At 62.0% G+C, this 16,512-nt stretch carries 15 protein-coding genes and 1 pseudogene; 7 read left to right on the top strand and 9 right to left on the bottom strand.

The genetic code is table 11. The features are described from left to right. Positions 1–130 precede the first annotated feature (130 nt). From GV818_RS28475 to GV818_RS28510, 8 genes are all read right to left on the bottom strand, one after another. Positions 131–571 (bottom strand): CBS domain-containing protein, encoded by a 441-nt coding sequence (locus GV818_RS28475; protein WP_161759436.1) that lies wholly within the window; start codon positions 569–571, stop codon positions 131–133. Positions 572–740: 169 nt separating this feature from the next. Beyond that, positions 741–1,910: an N-methyl-L-tryptophan oxidase gene (gene solA, locus GV818_RS28480; protein WP_161778144.1), complete on the bottom strand. Its 1,170-nt coding sequence runs from the start codon at positions 1,908–1,910 to the stop codon at positions 741–743. Between the two features lie 22 nt (positions 1,911–1,932). Beyond that, the gene (locus GV818_RS28485; protein ID WP_161759435.1) at positions 1,933–2,457 is read right to left on the bottom strand and encodes a DUF2867 domain-containing protein; all 525 of its coding nucleotides are present in this window, start codon (positions 2,455–2,457) and stop codon (positions 1,933–1,935) included. Between the two features lie 388 nt (positions 2,458–2,845). Then, positions 2,846–3,943, bottom strand: coding sequence for a polyamine ABC transporter substrate-binding protein (locus GV818_RS28490; protein ID WP_161759434.1), 1,098 nt, complete (start codon positions 3,941–3,943; stop codon positions 2,846–2,848). A 135-nt stretch (positions 3,944–4,078) separates the two neighbouring features. Next, the gene (locus tag GV818_RS28495) at positions 4,079–4,975 is read right to left on the bottom strand and encodes an ABC transporter permease subunit (protein WP_161759433.1); all 897 of its coding nucleotides are present in this window, start codon (positions 4,973–4,975) and stop codon (positions 4,079–4,081) included. Further along, entirely contained in the window at positions 4,972–5,853 is an 882-nt protein-coding gene (locus GV818_RS28500; protein ID WP_178125163.1) for an ABC transporter permease subunit, read from the bottom strand. The genes GV818_RS28495 and GV818_RS28500 overlap by 4 nt, the downstream gene beginning before the upstream one ends. Positions 5,854–5,882: 29 nt before the next feature. Beyond that, positions 5,883–7,025 (bottom strand): polyamine ABC transporter ATP-binding protein, encoded by a 1,143-nt coding sequence (potA, locus tag GV818_RS28505; protein ID WP_161759431.1) that lies wholly within the window; start codon positions 7,023–7,025, stop codon positions 5,883–5,885. A gap of 235 nt (positions 7,026–7,260) precedes the next feature. After that, positions 7,261–8,016: a gamma-glutamyl-gamma-aminobutyrate hydrolase family protein gene (locus GV818_RS28510; RefSeq protein WP_161778130.1), complete on the bottom strand. Its 756-nt coding sequence runs from the start codon at positions 8,014–8,016 to the stop codon at positions 7,261–7,263. Positions 8,017–8,282: 266 nt separating this feature from the next. On the opposite strand from GV818_RS28510, the gene GV818_RS28515 reads away from it, so the two are divergent. The 5 genes from GV818_RS28515 (at position 8,283) to GV818_RS28535 (ending at position 14,502) form a co-directional block, all read left to right on the top strand. Next, on the top strand, positions 8,283–9,659 hold the full coding sequence (locus GV818_RS28515) for a glutamine synthetase family protein (RefSeq protein ID WP_161759429.1): 1,377 nt from the start codon (positions 8,283–8,285) through the stop codon (positions 9,657–9,659). A gap of 99 nt (positions 9,660–9,758) precedes the next feature. Further along, positions 9,759–11,249: an aldehyde dehydrogenase gene (locus GV818_RS28520; RefSeq protein WP_161778131.1), complete on the top strand. Its 1,491-nt coding sequence runs from the start codon at positions 9,759–9,761 to the stop codon at positions 11,247–11,249. A 56-nt stretch (positions 11,250–11,305) separates the two neighbouring features. Continuing rightward, complete coding sequence (locus GV818_RS28525; RefSeq protein WP_161759427.1) at positions 11,306–12,586, top strand: NAD(P)/FAD-dependent oxidoreductase; 1,281 nt, start codon at positions 11,306–11,308, stop codon at positions 12,584–12,586. Positions 12,587–12,827: 241 nt separating this feature from the next. Beyond that, a complete protein-coding gene (locus GV818_RS28530; protein WP_161759426.1) occupies positions 12,828–13,376 on the top strand; it encodes a cupin domain-containing protein in 549 nt (182 codons plus the stop codon). Positions 13,377–13,566: 190 nt separating this feature from the next. Then, on the top strand, positions 13,567–14,502 hold the full coding sequence (locus GV818_RS28535) for a PoNe immunity protein domain-containing protein (protein ID WP_161778132.1): 936 nt from the start codon (positions 13,567–13,569) through the stop codon (positions 14,500–14,502). A gap of 64 nt (positions 14,503–14,566) precedes the next feature. Here the strand turns inward: GV818_RS28535 and GV818_RS28540 are convergent, their stop codons facing one another. Then, positions 14,567–15,103: a hypothetical protein gene (locus GV818_RS28540; RefSeq protein WP_161778133.1), complete on the bottom strand. Its 537-nt coding sequence runs from the start codon at positions 15,101–15,103 to the stop codon at positions 14,567–14,569. A 358-nt stretch (positions 15,104–15,461) separates the two neighbouring features. On the opposite strand from GV818_RS28540, the pseudogene GV818_RS28545 reads away from it, so the two are divergent. Together GV818_RS28545 and GV818_RS28550 are read left to right on the top strand one after the other, a co-directional pair. Then, positions 15,462–15,880: pseudogene (locus tag GV818_RS28545) on the top strand (PAAR domain-containing protein); the annotation flags it as partial. A 67-nt stretch (positions 15,881–15,947) separates the two neighbouring features. Beyond that, entirely contained in the window at positions 15,948–16,409 is a 462-nt protein-coding gene (locus GV818_RS28550; protein ID WP_256679546.1) for a hypothetical protein, read from the top strand. Positions 16,410–16,512: the final 103 nt, after the last annotated feature.

Consider the following 16,512-nt stretch of genomic DNA (forward strand, 5'->3'; position numbering starts at 1 on the left):
GCGATGCAAGGCTTGCGAGCCTGTTCGCCGGCAAGCCGGCTCCTACGGGAGCTGTGCAATTTTGTGGGGCTTGTGTAGGAGCTGGCTTGCCAGCGAAGGCGCCGGTTGGGGCGATGCAAGGCTTGCGGGGTTATTCGCCGCGGATGTACTGCTCCAGCTGGCGGATCAGGTCGGCCTGCTCGGCAATCGCTTCCTTGACCAGGTCGCCAATGGACAGCAAACCCAGCAACTGGCCGTTCTCCACCACCGGCAGGTGCCGCAGATGGCTCTCGGTCATGATGCTCATGCAGCGATCCACGCTCTGGTGGGTGTCCACGGTGATCACCGGCGAACTCATGATCGCGCTCACCGGGGTGCCCACCGAGGAGCGGCCATGGAGCACCAGCTTGCGCGCATAGTCACGCTCGCTGATGACCCCGACCACCACGCCGTGCTCCATCACTGGCAAGGCGCCGACGTTTTTCTCGGCCATCAGCATCAGCGCTTCCAGGACCATCTGGTGCGGGGCAATGGTGTGCACTTGCTGGTTGTGCTTGGCCTTGAGTTTCAGCAGTTCTGCGACGCTCTTCATGGGGCGCTCCGGTTGTTCTACGTGGGGCGGCGATACGTCGCCCTGAGGGGTTTCTAAAGAATCGTAGAGACTGGGCCAACCGGCAAGGCTGAAAACGGCAGATAAGCAGCGAAAAACGCCAGCCTGCAGATTTTTTTTCATCGCGGCCCCCGAAACAGGGCCGTGGTTATCAGTTGAAGCGCTGCAGGGAAAAACTGTTCAGGTCGATTTTGCTGCGTCCGTCCACCTGCTGTTGCGCCAGGGCCTCGCCAATCGCCGCCGAATGCTTGAAGCCATGGCCGGAGCAGGCGCTGACCACGGTGACATTGGCCAGGTGCGGGTGGCGGTCGATGATGAAGCCCGAATCCGCGGTCACGGTGTAGGCGCAGACGCTGGACTTCACCAGTTCGGGCGCCAGGCCAGCGATATGCGGAGCCACCAGGTCGCGGAACAGGCGCTGGGCGTCGGCGCTGCTGGGCTGGCGGTCGAGGCTGTCGGGTTGGCTGCTGGCGCTGTACTGCTCAGTGGCGATCTTCACGCTGCCTTCGCCGGGAATCGGCGGAAAGCCGTAGCAGGCGTCCACGTCATCGGCGCTGTGGAGGATGAAGCTGGGGGAGCGGGCCGGGTAGCGCTCGGGTTCATCCAGGCGGAACCAGTACAGCTGCTGGCGGCACACCTGCAGCAGCGAATCGAAGGGCGCGCCCAGCAACTGCGCGGACCACATGCCGGCGCTGACAATGACTTGCCGGGCAAACAGCCGCGAGCCGTCGCTGATGATGTGCACCCCGTCATCCTGAGGCTTCAGCTCCAGCACCGTCTGGCCGGTGATCAGGGTTGCCCCCAGTTGCCGGGCCCGGGTCAGTTGCGCGTCGATGCAGCGTTCCGGACGCACATAGCCGCCGCCGGGTTCGAAGTAGCCCCGGGCGCTGTCATCCAGAGGTGCGAACTGCGGGAAGCGCTGGCGAATCCCGTTGGCGTCCAGCACTTCGTGCTCGATCCCGTAGCGCCGGGCCAGTTCGATGCTGTGGTCGGTGAAGTCCTGTTCATTCGCCGGGCGTTGCGCCGGGGTGCTGGCGGTCATCACCAGTACCCCGCACTGCTCGAACAGCTCGACCTCGAGCTCGGCTTCCAGCTCGCGCCAGATCTGTTGCGAACGGATCGCCAGGGGTACATAGGCCGCGCCTTCGCCCACCGCCTGGCGGGTGATGCGGGTATCGCCGTGGCTGGAGCCCTGGTCGTGGGGCGGGGCGAAACGATCGATGCCCGCGACCTTCACGCCGCGCTTGGCCAGCTGATAGAGAGTGGCGGCGCCCATGGCGCCCAGGCCCACGACAACAACATCGAACTCGGGTGTCTGCACGGCAAAATCCTTGAGGGGCGGTTTAGTGGGCATTGATATTGGCCAGGGTCATGGGCGCGATGATCCGGTGGAACGGCGCCACCGGCAGCATGTACAGGCGCCCCAGCAGATTGTGCGGGTGGACCAGGGTCGACAGCACCACCGGGCGTTGGCCCTCGGCGGTCAGCGGTAGGCGGTTGAGGGACAGGTAAACGTCCAGGTGCTTGTCGCGGTCCACCACCAGCACCTCGTCGGGGCTCTGGGAGATCAGGGTGAAGATGCCGACCCGGTCGCCCGCCTGGTAATCCTCGTCCGCCCGGGCCAGGTCGATGTGCCTCAGGTGCCCCAGGTCCTTGAGGCCGAACAGCTGCACCACGCGGTTGCGCAGGCCCATCATCCGCTCGATCCAGGCCGGGGTCTGGCTCATCAGGATCAGCAGGTGGCGCATGGCCGTACGTTCGGGGTCATTCGCCAGGGTGTGGCGGCAGTCGATGAAGGTCGCGCCCGGGGCGAAGGCGGCGATGCTCGACGAGGCGAGCAACGAGCAGGCAGTGACGCTGGCTGGCATGGAACCGATCCTTGGAAGCAATGCCCGATAGCGCAGGTGGCGATGGGCGGGGGGCCACTTTACTGCGTCGTCGGTGAGGTTTCCAAGGGCTCTATCGCCAGTGCTCTGAGGCGGTGCTCGGCGGCTACTTTGTGACGTTGCAGCCAGCCCTGGGCCGGGATTGCCCGGCCGCTGCCGTGCAGAACCGCTGCCAGTGCGGTTGCGCCTGTCCGCCGCGAGCGTTGCTTGCGCTCTTGCTGCTTTGGGGCAGGCACAAAAAAGGCGCCCGAAGGCGCCAAGGATTCACCCCAGCCGAGGGAGCGGGGTGAAGCCGTTCGCAGAGGTGTCGCGGTGGTAAGGCGCGACGTGAACGGAAGAGGGGGGCCGCCGCGCAGGCGGGCAACGAGGGTTACTTGCCGAGCTTGATCCGCGTCCAGCCACGGTTCATCACGCGCTGGATGGCAATCGGCTGGTCAGGCACTGCGTACAGGGTCGCCAGTACCGCCTGCGGTGGGTACGACGCCGGGTCGTTGCGGATCGCTTCGTCCACCAGCGGCGTGGCCGCCGAGTTGGCGTTGCTGTAGCCCAGGCTGTTGGTGACCTCGGCGATGATGTCCGCGCGCATCAGGAAGTTCATGAACAGGTAGGCGTTGTCGACGTTGGTCGCATCCTTGGGGATCGCCATCATGTCGTAGAAGCTGCCGGCGCCTTCCTTGGGAATGCTGAACGCGACCTTCTCCTTGTTGCCGGCCTCTTCGGCGCGGGAACGCGCCTGCAGCACGTCGCCGGAGTAACCCACGGCCACGCAGATGTTGCCGTTGGCCAGGTCGGAGATGTACTTCGACGAATGGAAGTAGGTCACGTAAGGGCGGATCTTCATGAACAGCGCCTCGGCTTCGAGGATCTGTGCCTTGTCCTTGCTGGTGACCGGGTAGCCCAGGTAGTGCAGGGCTGCAGGGATCATCTCGGTCGGCGAATCGAGGAAGCTGATGCCGCAGGCTTTGAGCTTCTCGGCGTTCTCCGGCTTGAACAGCAGGTCCCAGGAGTTGGTCGGTGCGGTGGCACCCAAGACGGCCTTGACCTTGTCCGGGTTATAGCCGATGCCGATCGAGCCCCACATATAAGGGAAGGCGTGGGCGTTGTCCGGGTCGCTGGCGGAAGCGTTCTTCAGCAGCACCGGGTTGAGGTTCTTCCAGTTGCTCAACCGCGACTTGTCCAGGGGCTGGTAGACCCCGGCCTTGATCTGCTTGGCCAGGAAGCTGTTGGACGGCACTACGATGTCGTAGCCCGATTTGCCGGTGAGCAGGCGCGCTTCCAGGGTTTCGTTGCTGTCGAACACGTCGTAGGTGACGTGGATACCGGTCTCGGCCTCGAACTTCTTCAGGGTGTCCGGGGCGATATAGTCCGACCAGTTGTAGACGCGCAGCACTTTGTCGTTGGCCTGGGCAGCGGTAACCAGTACGCCCATCAAGGACAGTGAGAGCAGAGTCCTGCCAAGCATTTTCATCACTACAACTCCATTTCTTATTGTGCAGATTGCTGCGTTTGCAAGGTGGATATCGGGGTGGACGCCTTCGCCGGCAAGCCGGCTCCTACAGGTTTGTGTGGTCCGTAGGAGCCAGCTTGCTGGCGAAGCGGCGGCTCAGGCTGTCGCAGGCGTCGATACAGCCGGTTTTTTTGCCGCCGGTGGCTGCCAGGATTCATTGGCGGTGAAGTCCATGGCTTCCTGGATCGCGCGTTTGCGATTGGCTTCGGCGCGGCGGCCAAAGTACCAGACCAGGAAGGTCACCAGGGACACCGCCAGCAAAATCAGGCTGGCCACGGCGTTGATCTCGGGTTTGACCCCCAGGCGCACCGCCGAGAACACTTCCATCGGCAAGGTGGTGGAACCCGGGCCGGAAACGAAGCTGGCCAGCACCAGGTCATCCAGGGACAGGGCAAAGGACATCATGCCGCCGGCCGCCAGGGACGGCGCGATCATCGGGATGGTGATCAGGAAGAACACCTTGAATGGTCGTGCCCCCAGGTCCATGGCCGCTTCTTCGATGGACAGGTCCAGTTCCCGCAGGCGCGCGGAGACTACCACGGCTACATAGGCAGCGCAGAATGTGGTGTGGGCAATCCAGATGGTGACGATGCCACGCTCCATCGGCCAGCCGATCAATTGCGCCATGGCCACGAACAGCAACAGCAACGACAAACCGGTGATCACTTCAGGCATCACCAGCGGCGCGGTGACCAGGCCGCCGAACAGCGTGCGGCCCTTGAAGCGGGTGACCCGGGTCAGCACGAAGGCCGCCAGGGTGCCCAGGGCCACTGCGGCGACGGCGGTGTAGCAGGCGATCTCCAGGGAGCGCGCCACCGAGCCCATCAACTGCTGGTTATCCAGCAGGCCGACGTACCACTTGATCGACCAGCCGCCCCACACCGTCACCAGCTTCGAGGCGTTGAACGAGTAGATCACCAGGATCAGCATCGGCAGGTAGATGAACAACAGGCCGAACACCAGCATCAGTTTGGAAAATTCGAAACGTTTCATGCCCGTGCCTCCATCTCTTTGGCCTGGCTGCGGTTGAACAGCAAGATTGGAACAATCAGGATCGCCAGCATCACCACCGCCAGGGCCGAGGCCACCGGCCAGTCACGGTTGTTGAAGAACTCCTGCCACAGCACGCGGCCGATCATCAGGGTTTCCGGGCCGCCCAGCAGTTCCGGGATCACGAACTCGCCCACCACCGGAATGAACACCAGCATGCAGCCGGCGATGATGCCGTTCTTGGCCAGGGGCACAGTGATCTTCCAGAAATTGTTGAAGTTGCTCGAACCCAGGTCCGAGGCAGCCTCCAGCAGGCTCTGGTCGTGCTTGACCAGGTTGGCGTACAGCGGCAGCACCATGAACGGCAGGTAGGCGTAGACCACGCCTATATAGACGGCGGTGTTGGTGTTGAGGATTTCGATCGGCTGCGAGATCAGCCCGGTCCACAGCAGGAACGCATTGAGCAGGCCGTTGTTGCTGAGGATGCCCATCCAGGCGTAGACGCGGATCAGGATCGCGGTCCAGGTCGGCATCATGATCAACAGCAGCAGGACGTTTTGCGTGTCCTTGCCGGTCTTGGAGATGGCGTAGGCCATGGGGAAACCCACCGCCAGGCACATCAGGGTGCTGAGCAGGGCCACCTTCAGCGAACCCAGGTAGGCCGAGATGTACAGCTCGTCACCGGCCAGCAGGCCATAGTTGCCGAGGTTCAGCAGCAGCTGGAATTTCTGTTCGGCGTAGCTGTAGATCTCCGTATAGGGCGGAATCGCCAGGGCCGCTTCCGAGAAGCTGATCTTCATCACCAGGAAGAACGGCAGCATGAAGAACAGGAACAGCCAGAGGAAAGGAATGCCAATCACCAGCTTGCGACCGCTGGGCAGCACACGGATCAAACGCTGATTGAGAGTGCTCATGTGCGCAGTACCACGCCGCTGTCGTCTTCCCACCAGACATAGACATCGTCGTCCCAGGTCGGCCGCGCGCCACGGCGCTCGGCGTTGGCCATGAACGACTGGACGATCTTGCCGCCGGGCAGCTCGACGTAGAAAACCGAGTGGCCGCCGAGGTAGGCGATGTCATGCACCTTGCCCTTGGACCAGTTGTAGCGGGCGTCGGGCTTGAGGGTAGTGACCAGCATCTTTTCCGGGCGGATGGCGTAGGTCACCGACTTGTCCTGCACCGAAGTGCTGACCCCGTGGCCGACGTAGATCTGCTGTTGCAGGTCCGGGCAGTTGATGATCGCGTAGCCTTCCAGGTCTTCGGTAACGGTGCCGTCGAAGGCGTTGACGTTGCCGATGAATTCGCACACCAGGCGGCTCACCGGCGCCTCGTAGATGTCCACCGGGCTGCCGGTCTGGGCGATCCAGCCCAGGTGCATGATGGCGATGCGTTCGGCCATGGTCATGGCTTCTTCCTGGTCGTGGGTCACCATCACGCAGGTCACGCCGACCCGTTCGATGATCTCGACAAGCTCAAGCTGCATCTGCGAGCGCAGCTTCTTGTCCAGCGCGCCCATGGGCTCATCGAGCAGCAACAGCTTCGGGCGCTTGGCCAGGGAGCGGGCCAGGGCCACGCGCTGGCGCTGGCCGCCGGACAGCTGGTGCGGCTTGCGCTTGGCGTACTGGGTCATGTGCACCAGCTTGAGCATTTCCTCGACCCGGGCATCGATCTCGCTGGCCGGCAGGCGATCCTGCTTGAGGCCGAAGGCGATGTTCTGCGCCACAGTCATGTGCGGGAACAAAGCGTAGGACTGGAACATCATGTTGATCGGCCGCTCGTAGGGCGGCATGTCGGTGATGTCCACGCCATCCAGCAGGATGCGGCCTTCGGTGGGGCGTTCGAAGCCGGCGAGCATGCGCAGCAGAGTGGATTTTCCGGAACCGGAACCGCCCAGCAGGGCGAAGATCTCGCCCTGGTGGATCTCCAGGGACACGTCGTCCACGGCCACGGTTTCATCGAACTTCTTGGTCACGCGGTCGATTTTAACCAGGACCTTTTGCGGGCTCTGGTTGCCTTCGAGGGCCTTGCGGTAAGTGCTGGAGGCGTTTGCCATGTGAAACTCCCAACAGGTGTCAGCAGCGGGGCCAATACGGCCCGGCTCAAAGGTTGATTGCCAACCCGCGGGGGAGCGGGTTGATTCGGCGCTGCCTTCCTGGCGGCCTGACGCTATTTGTTGTTGTGGTCTTGCCGTGTGTTGCTCAGGTCGAACGTCGGGCGCGCACAAGCGCGCTCGCCGCAGGACCGGGCGTGGTGACTCTTGTTGAATGCCTGGGTTTTTTGATTGGCGCTCAGCGACGTTGCGCGGCCCGTTGCCGGCACGCCTGGCCAAAAGCCTGGAAGATCCGCAGGTAGGCCGGATTCGACAGCACCTGCCATTCCGGGTGCCACTGCACGCCGAAGGCAAAGGCCTTGCTGTGTTCCACCGACACCGCCTCCACCAGGCCATCCGGCGCCACGGCTTCGACCCGCAGCCCGGGGGCGACGCGGTCGATGCCCTGACTGTGGATCGAGTTGACCTGGATCTCGCCGGCCAGGCCCATGGCTTCGAACACACCGCCGGGCTGGATCGCCACCGAGTGCGCCGGGGCGTACTGCACCTCGATGCGTGGATCGTCGGCTTCGCGGTGATCCATGTAGCCCGGCAGTTCATGCACCTTCTGGTGCAGGCTGCCGCCAAAGGCCACGTTCATCTCCTGGAAGCCACGGCAGATGCCGAGCACCGGCACGCCGGCCACAATGGCGGCGCGCAGCAGGGGCAGGGTGGTGGCATCGCGCTGCGGGTCGTGGGCGGTGCCCGGCTCGCTGGGAGTGCCTTGGTAGTGGAAGGGTTCGACATTGGACGGCGAGCCGGTAAACAGCAGCCCATCCACTTGTCGCAGCAGATCCTCGATATCAATCAGGTCCGCCAGGGAAGGAACGATCAGGGGCAGGCCCTCGGCCGCGACGCTGACAGCACGCAAGTACTTGTCGCCGCTGACGTGGTAGGGGTGCAGGCCGATCTCTTTGATGCACGCAGTAACGCCGATCAATGGCTTGAGTGCCATTTTTATCACCTCGAAATTCACGCTGGAACGAGTTTTTCCAGAGCTTATCCGCGTTTATTTTAATTAACAACTTCAATGTAAAAAATTCTAAACGCTATTCGTCCGAAACCCTTGAGTGGCGCGGATTGCGCTGCGTATTGGCATTGATGGGGATAAAATAATTGACGGTCAGCCACCAATTTTGGCCCTTGACTTCGGTTTTTCTTTCGGATTGACTGCTGTCGTGTCACAGCAGTGAACATAATAATTAACACAATAGGTGCATCATGTCGGTCCCCCCGCGTGCCATTCAACTCAATGAAGCCAATGCTTTCCTGAAAAAACACCCCGAGATTCTCTACGTCGATCTGCTGATTGCAGACATGAACGGTGTGGTGCGCGGCAAGCGCATCGAGCGCACCGCGCTGCACAAGGTCTATGAGAAGGGCATTAACCTGCCGGCCTCGCTGTTTGCCCTGGATATCAACGGCTCCACGGTGGAAAGCACCGGCCTGGGCCTGGACATCGGTGATGCCGACCGCATCTGCTACCCGATCCCCGGCACCCTGTGCGTCGAGCCTTGGCAGAAGCGCCCCACCGCGCAACTGCTGATGACCATGCACGAGATTGAAGGCCAGCCCTTCTTCGCCGACCCGCGGGAAGTGCTGCGCCAGGTGGTGAGCAAGTTCGACGAACTGGGCCTGACCATCTGTGCCGCCTTCGAGCTGGAGTTCTACCTGATCGACCAGGACAACGTGAACGGCCGGCCGCAGTCGCCGCGCTCGCCGATCTCCGGCAAGCGTCCGCACTCGACCCAGGTCTACCTGATCGATGACCTCGACGAATACGTCGACTGCCTGCAAGACATCCTCGAAGGCGCGAAAGAGCAGGGCATCCCCGCCGACGCCATCGTCAAGGAAAGCGCCCCGGCGCAGTTCGAAGTCAACCTGCACCACGTCAGCGACCCGATCAAAGCCTGCGACTACGCGGTGTTGCTCAAGCGCCTGGTGAAAAACATCGCCTACGACCATGAAATGGACACCACCTTCATGGCCAAGCCCTACCCGGGCCAGGCGGGCAACGGCCTGCACGTGCACATCTCGATCCTCGACAAGCAAGGCAACAACATCTTTGCCACCGATGATCCAGCGAGCAACGAGGCCCTGCGCCACGCCATCGGCGGCGTACTGGACACCCTGCCGCAGCAGATGGCGTTCCTTTGCCCCAACGTCAACTCCTACCGTCGTTTCGGTGCGCAGTTCTACGTACCGAACTCGCCGACCTGGGGCATCGACAACCGCACCGTGGCCGTGCGCGTACCCACCGGTTCCGCCGACGCGGTTCGCATCGAGCACCGGGTTGCTGGCGCCGACGCCAACCCTTACCTGCTGATGGCCTCGGTGCTGGCGGGTATTCACCACGGCCTGACCAACAAGATCGACCCGGGTGAGCCGGTTGAAGGCAACTCCTACGAGCAGAATGAACAAAGCCTGCCGACCAACCTGCGTGACGCCCTGCGAGTGCTGGACGACAGCGAAGTGATGGCCAAGTACATCGACCCGATGTACATCGACGTGTTTGTCGCCTGTAAGGAAAGCGAGTTGGCAGAGTTCGAAAACTCCATTTCCGACCTGGAATACAACTGGTACCTGCACACGGTCTGATGGCCGTTCCTTGGGGCCTGTACGAACACGCGCCGAGCCGGTTTTAACCCGGTGCCGGCCGTGTTCGTACCGGGCCTAGTCCTGCGTGGAGTCGACAGCATGAGCAAAACCCGCAGCGACTGGGAGCAGCGCTTCCAGTCCCTTACCCTCGAAGGCCGGGCGTTTATCGACGGCCAGTACTGCACCGCTGCCAGCGGCGCCACTTTTGAATGCCTGAGCCCGGTAGACGGGCGCTTCCTGGCCAACGTCGCCAGCACCGATGCGGCCGATGCCAACCTCGCCGTGCAGGTGGCGCGGCGAGCCTTCGAATCCGGCGTCTGGTCGCGCCAGGCCCCAGCCGAGCGCAAGCGCATCCTGATCCGTTTCTCCGAGCTGATCCTTGAGCACCAGGAAGAACTGGCGCTCCTGGAAACCCTGGACATGGGCAAGCCGATCGGCGACTCCATGGCCATCGACATTCCCGCCACGGCCAACGCGATCCGCTGGAACGCCGAAGCCATCGACAAGATCTACGACGAAGTCGCGGCCACCCCCGAGGATCAACTGGGCCTGGTGACCCGCGAACCGTCTGGTGTAGTGGCGGCCATCGTGCCGTGGAACTTCCCGCTGATCATGGCCAGCTGGAAATTTGCCCCGGCCCTGGCGGCGGGCAACTCGTTCATTCTCAAACCGTCGGAAAAGTCGCCGCTGACGGCGATCCGTATCGCCCAGCTAGCCCTGGACGCCGGCATCCCCCAGGGCGTGTTCAACGTCCTGCCGGGCTATGGCCACACCGTCGGCAAGGCCCTGGCCCTGCACATGGACGTGGACGTGCTGGCCTTTACCGGCTCCACCGCCGTGGGCAAGCAACTGCTGGTGTACGCCGGCGAAAGCAACCTGAAGCGGGTGTGGCTGGAAGCGGGGGGCAAGAGCCCCAACGTGGTATTCGCCGACGCCCCGGACCTGCGCGAAGCGGCCGAAGCCGCGGCCGCGGCGATCGCTTTCAACCAGGGCGAAGTCTGCACTGCCGGCTCGCGCCTGCTGGTGCAACGCTCGGTCCACGAGCAGTTTATTCCGCTGCTGGTGGAAGCCCTCAAGGCCTGGAAGCCCGGCCACGCCCTCGACCCTGAAACCCGGGTCGGCGCGGTGGTGGACCAACGCCAGCTGGACAACGTGCTGCGCTACATCGAAATCGGCAAGGAGCAGGGCGGGCAACTGCTGGCCGGCGGCGCACGCACCCTGGAAAGCACCGGCGGCCTGTATGTCGAGCCGACGATTTTCGACGGCGTGACCAACGCCATGGCCATCGCCCGGGAAGAAATCTTCGGCCCGGTGCTTGCGGTCATCAGCTTCGACACCGAGGAACAAGCGCTGCAGATTGCCAACGACAGCATCTTCGGCTTGGCGGCCGGGGTCTGGACCAGCAACCTCAGCCGCGCCCACCGCTTCGCCCGGGGCCTGCGCGCTGGCAGCGTGTGGGTCAACCAGTACGACGGCGGCGACATGACCGCGCCGTTCGGCGGCTTCAAACAGTCCGGCAATGGCCGCGACAAGTCGTTGCATGCCTTCGACAAATACACTGAGCTCAAAGCGACCTGGATCAAGCTCTAACTCTTATAAGAACAGCGGGGCGGGCGATACGACCCGCACTTGCTGGAGAATTTCTCATGCAAAACTACGTGAACAGCTACTACGCCGAAACCCGCAACCCCACCACTGACTTCCCCATGCTGGAAGAGCTGGTGGAATGCGACGTCTGTGTGATTGGCGCCGGCTACACGGGCCTGTCCTCGGCATTGTTCCTGGCCGAAGCCGGCTACAGCGTCACGGTGCTCGAAGCGGCCAAGGTCGGCTTCGGCGCCAGCGGCCGCAATGGCGGGCAACTGGTCAACTCCTACAGCCGCGACGTCGACGTGATCGAAGAGCGCTATGGCGAAAAAAGCGCTGAAGTGCTCGGCAGCATGATCTTCGAAGGCGCCGACATCATCCGCCAGCGCATCCAGCACTACGACATCCAGTGCGACTATCGCCCCGGCGGCATCTTCGCGGCCCTGAACAACAAGCAGCTCAAGGGCCTGGCCGAACAGAAGCGCAACTGGGAGCGCTTGGGTAACAACAACCTGCAGATGCTCGACAAGGCGCAGATCGGCCGCGAAGTCGGCACCCAGAACTACATCGGCGGCCTGCTGGACATGCAAGGCGGGCACATCCACCCGCTGAACCTGGCCTTGGGTGAAGCCAGCGCCATCATTGGCCTGGGCGGCAAGATCTTCGAACAATCGGCGGCGCTGGAAATCACCTACGGCGAACCCAACGTGATTCGCACCGCCAAAGGCGTAGTCCGCGCCAAATACCTGCTGATCGCCGGCAACGCCTACCTGCAGCAAGACCTGGACCCACGGGTTACCCGCAAAAGCATGCCCTGCGGCTCGCAGATCGTGGTCACCGAACAACTGCCGGAACAGCTGGCCCGCAGCCTGATCAGCAACAACTACTGCGTGGAAGACTGCAACTACCTGCTGGACTACTTCCGCATCACCGGCGACAACCGCCTGCTGTACGGCGGTGGCGTGGTCTATGGCGCCCGTGAACCGGACGATATCGAACAACTGATCCGGCCGAAGATCCTCAAGACCTTCCCCCAGCTCAAGGACGTGAAGATCGACTACCGCTGGACCGGCAACTTCCTGCTGACCATGTCGCGCATGCCGCAATTCGGCCGTATCGAAAAGAACGCCTACTACATGCAAGGCTACAGCGGCCACGGCGTCACCTGCTCGCACCTGGCCGGCAAACTGATTGCCGAAATGATCCGCGGCGACGCCGAGCGCTTCGACGCCTTCGCCTCCCTGCCACACATGCCGATGCTCGGTGGCCGCACCTTCCAGGTGCCGCTGACCGCCATGGGCGCGGCGTACTACGCCTTGCGTGACCGCTTCGGCATCTGACCTCGACGCTGCTTCGGCTCTGGCCCGTGCTTGCGCGGGCTTTTACCCTGTAAAGCACTGCCCAGGCCGCGCGGGGCCTGGCCTGCAGCGGTGTTGCAATACAGCCATCGGCAGTCCTTACAGCCGCGGTGTTAAACATGTTTAAATAGCCGCCGTTTCAGGTTCCAGGGGCAGCCAAATCGCGATGATCGCGACCCAACCGCCACAAAATACCCTTAAGTTCCTCTCACATAAGGCTGTTATGGACACGGGCACTCGACTCAAACTCGTTCGCGAAAGCTACAAACTGTCCCAGCGCGAGCTGGCCCGTCGTAGTGGCGTGACCAATGCCACCATCTCCCTGATCGAACAGAATCGCGTCAGCCCCTCCGTCAGCTCGCTGAAAAAGCTGCTGGAAAGCATCCCCATGTCCTTGGCTGACTTCTTCACCTTCGACCAGCCGCCTCGTGAGCATCAGTACATCTTCCGCGCCAATGAACAGCCGGACCTGGGCCGTGATGGCCTGCGCCTGTTGATGGTGGGTGCCCCCGTGGCCAACCGGCAGATGCGCTTTCTGCGCGAGCAATACGCACCGGGCGCCAGCTCTGGCGAGGAAGCGATTGTGCATGCGGAAGGCGAGGAGTGCGGCCTGGTGACCCGCGGCACCGTGGAGTTGACGGTGGATGGGCAAGTGAGCGTGCTCAATCCAGGGGACGGGTATTACTTCCCGACCACCTTGCCCCATAGCTTTCGCAATATTGGCCAGGATGAGGCGGAGATCATCAGCGCCAACACCCCGGCGAACTTCTAAGTGGGTTGCTGACCGATTCAGCATTGCCTGTTGAATGCCAACCCTGTTGTCGCCGTATTCAAGCCTGCGCCTGCTGAGCCGCGGGCTTTGTTTTTGATGCAGGCACCGACTGCCAAGGTTGCCAAGTTACTGTCGTTACAGCGCGGTCGGGCAGGGCTTGGGGCGGGTGTCGTTCAGACAAGGAAGATCAATGATCAAGGACCGCAGACAAGCATTCCTGAGCGAAGCGCGCTTCAAAAACTTCTTCAGCAATTACCGCCGCAGCGTGGAGTTCTTTGCCGAGAACAGCTTCCAGGCCGATTCCGAGGAGCAGGAAAAGTCCCTCAGGGCCCGGCATTTCCAGAAGTTGATCTTCAAGGAAATCCTCATCCGCTACACCGCCGGCAACAGCATCGACCTGCTGATTCCCTTGCTGGAAACCCTGGTAGACAGTTACGAACAACTGCAAAAACAGTTGGCCCACTACGAGCAGATTCCGAACATCACCCCCTTGGCGATCGACGACTGGCTTGACCAGTATGAAGAGTGCGTCCAAGTGTTCAGCCTGTGCATCCTGCTGCACCGCGCCGACCTGCTCAAACGCTTCGTGGCCCTGATCGACCCGGCGGGCTACGCAGGGGACGACACCCTCTACGAAGACCTGCTGAGCAAACTGCTGCCCGAGCGCAGCGATGTGGACGACTGGTACCACGACGTCTACACACCGCTGATACAGGCCATCTACGCGGACGAGCCGGCCGAAGCCAGCGCACTCCTGCAGCAGTACTGTAACGACTGGTACCCCGCATTCGAGCAGGCGCCCTGGCACGACAGCCACCTGCAAGGAGACGAGGGCAGCTACTGCGGATACTGGGCATTCGAGGCGGCCGCCATCGCTTTTTTGTATGGCCTCGACGACAGCGGGGTCGAGCACAGGGTTTACCCCAAGGATCTGGTGGCCTATGCGAGAAATCTTCGGCCGAGTCACCCGAAACATGTAGCGCCGGTAGCGGCGGGACAATGCTGCAACAAGGCCGGTTATTGGTTCACCCCAGTGGAGCCAGAGTCGCGGCGCTATTTTGAAGAGGAGGACGTGATGCCTGAGTTTGACGGTGAAACGATCTGGTATTGGGTGGCGCAGGGGTAGAGGGGAGACGGGTATCGGCTAGAGCAGAGAAAGTAAATCTATCCCTCTGCCCCAGTGCCTTTTTCTAAAAGTTGAAGCGTTGGTCAAACACGGTCTGCTCACTCACCATCACGGTGCATTGGCGGGCCACTTCAACCGGCATCACCTTGCCCAGCAACGGCGCCAGCGACTTGTAGAACACCTTGTCGCAGGCGTCGTCTTTGCTGAAGGCTTGGGAGTTACCGGCCGCGTCTGCCTTGATCCGGCAGCCTGCCACCAATTCGGTGGGCAACTCGCTCAATGGCACTGTCTTCGAGCCGGAGCCCTGCAACTCGATCAGCTCGTTACACGAGCCCTTGGCCGGACCTTCCTTAATGGTTTTGGTAAAGGCGACGCGTTGGTAGTCAGTACCGGTGAACAGCACCTGGTCGTTAACAGTGACTCGGTATTGTGATGGTTTGAAAGCGATGGTTTTGATGCAGAACTGCGTAGCGACTGGTTTCCCATTGACCTCAGAGGTGGACGCTTTGCAACCTGGGGTGGCCTGGGTGAAGGTAGTATCGGGCGAGCTGACACAACCGGCCAGTGATAGCAGGCACACACCGAACAGCATTCTTTTCATGGGACTTCCTGTGCTCAAACACACCGCCTCCAGCAGGCGGCTCCGGACGCAGATCATACCAGCGACCTGTTGGCCAAAGGCGCAGAAAGGCAAGGTGGAACCTTGGGGCAGGGTGATCCTGCGTAACCCCGGTTGAGTTGTTGAAAAACGAAAAAGGCGACGTATTGCGTCGCCTTTTTGCTTGAACGGGGCGCTTTCCAGAGATCGACTTTGCGCCCGCTGTCCGGCCTCTGCCGTCGGCCTCAACTCCGCTCACCGTTTTTTGATAATCACCTTAAGGCCCCGCCCGAACTCCTGCGTTAGCGTCTCCTGTCTCCCGGACGGGAGGCCCTTTCACTCGAAGCGCAGGAGATGCCAAATGATCTCTTCTTCACGTTTGGGCGACAGCCATGTCTGCCCGCTGCCGGGGCACAGCACCACCGCCATTCTTACTGCCTCCGACGATGTCATCATCAACGGAATGGCGCTGCTCGGGTCGGTGATGCCTGTGGCTGCGGCGCGGTGATTACCAGCGGATTTCCGTCTGTTCTGGTCAATGGTCGGCCCCTGGCCCATGTGGGCAGTCTCACCAGCCACGGCGGCACCCTTGTTAGCGGCTCGGGCGATACCTTTGGCGGCTCGCTCTTCGCGCCCTCTGAGGGCGCTGTCATCATCAACTTCGCCACGCTTGGCGCCATTCGCCCCGATGGCTCGATGGACGAGTCGCGCCTGGCCGCGTTGCTGGCCGATCCCGCCCTTGCGGAAAAAGCCCAGGCTGCCAATACCCTGGTCAGCCCGCTGACGACAGCCCAAGGCTGTTCTGCAGGAGGGCGTCGAGCCGGGATTTCATATCGTCGAGCAACCCATGCCCCGTTCGGCACTGGAGTCCATACTCTTCGCCACGCCCGATGGTGCCGTGCTGGAGAAGTTTCGTCGCCTCGACCCGCAACTGACCGACTACGCCAAGCCGGGGCAACTGATTGTGCTCAGTGATCCGGCCAACTTCCAGTGCTCCCGCGAGGAAGCGTGGCTGATGGAGGCGGCGGAAAAGGTCAACGCGGCACTGGAGCCCATGAGCGATGAAGAGGCTGGTTTCCTGGCACGCCACCGTGATTTGCTGGAGTCCTTTGCCTCCCAGGGATCGACCGCGATGGGCGTCGGCGCCGCGATCTTCACCAAGAACCTGGAGCACGTGAAAGCTTCGCTGCGAGATATCGAGAACCTGCATATATGTACCTTTGAGCAGCATGGGCATTTGCGTTCTGCCGAGTTTTTTACCGAGCGCAAAAGGTTGCTGGCGCAGTTGGATACTCGGCTGGGCTTGTAGGTAGATAGCTAAGAACGACTACTCATCACCGATGGCAATGACCCGCAGATGGCTGTCACTGCGTATCGTGCCGCTGGGGCACCGTCGTTGTTGGTTAGAATGG

Origin of the sequence: Pseudomonas sp. Fl4BN1, from assembly GCF_009908285.1 — a bacterium.
GTDB lineage: Bacteria > Pseudomonadota > Gammaproteobacteria > Pseudomonadales > Pseudomonadaceae > Aquipseudomonas.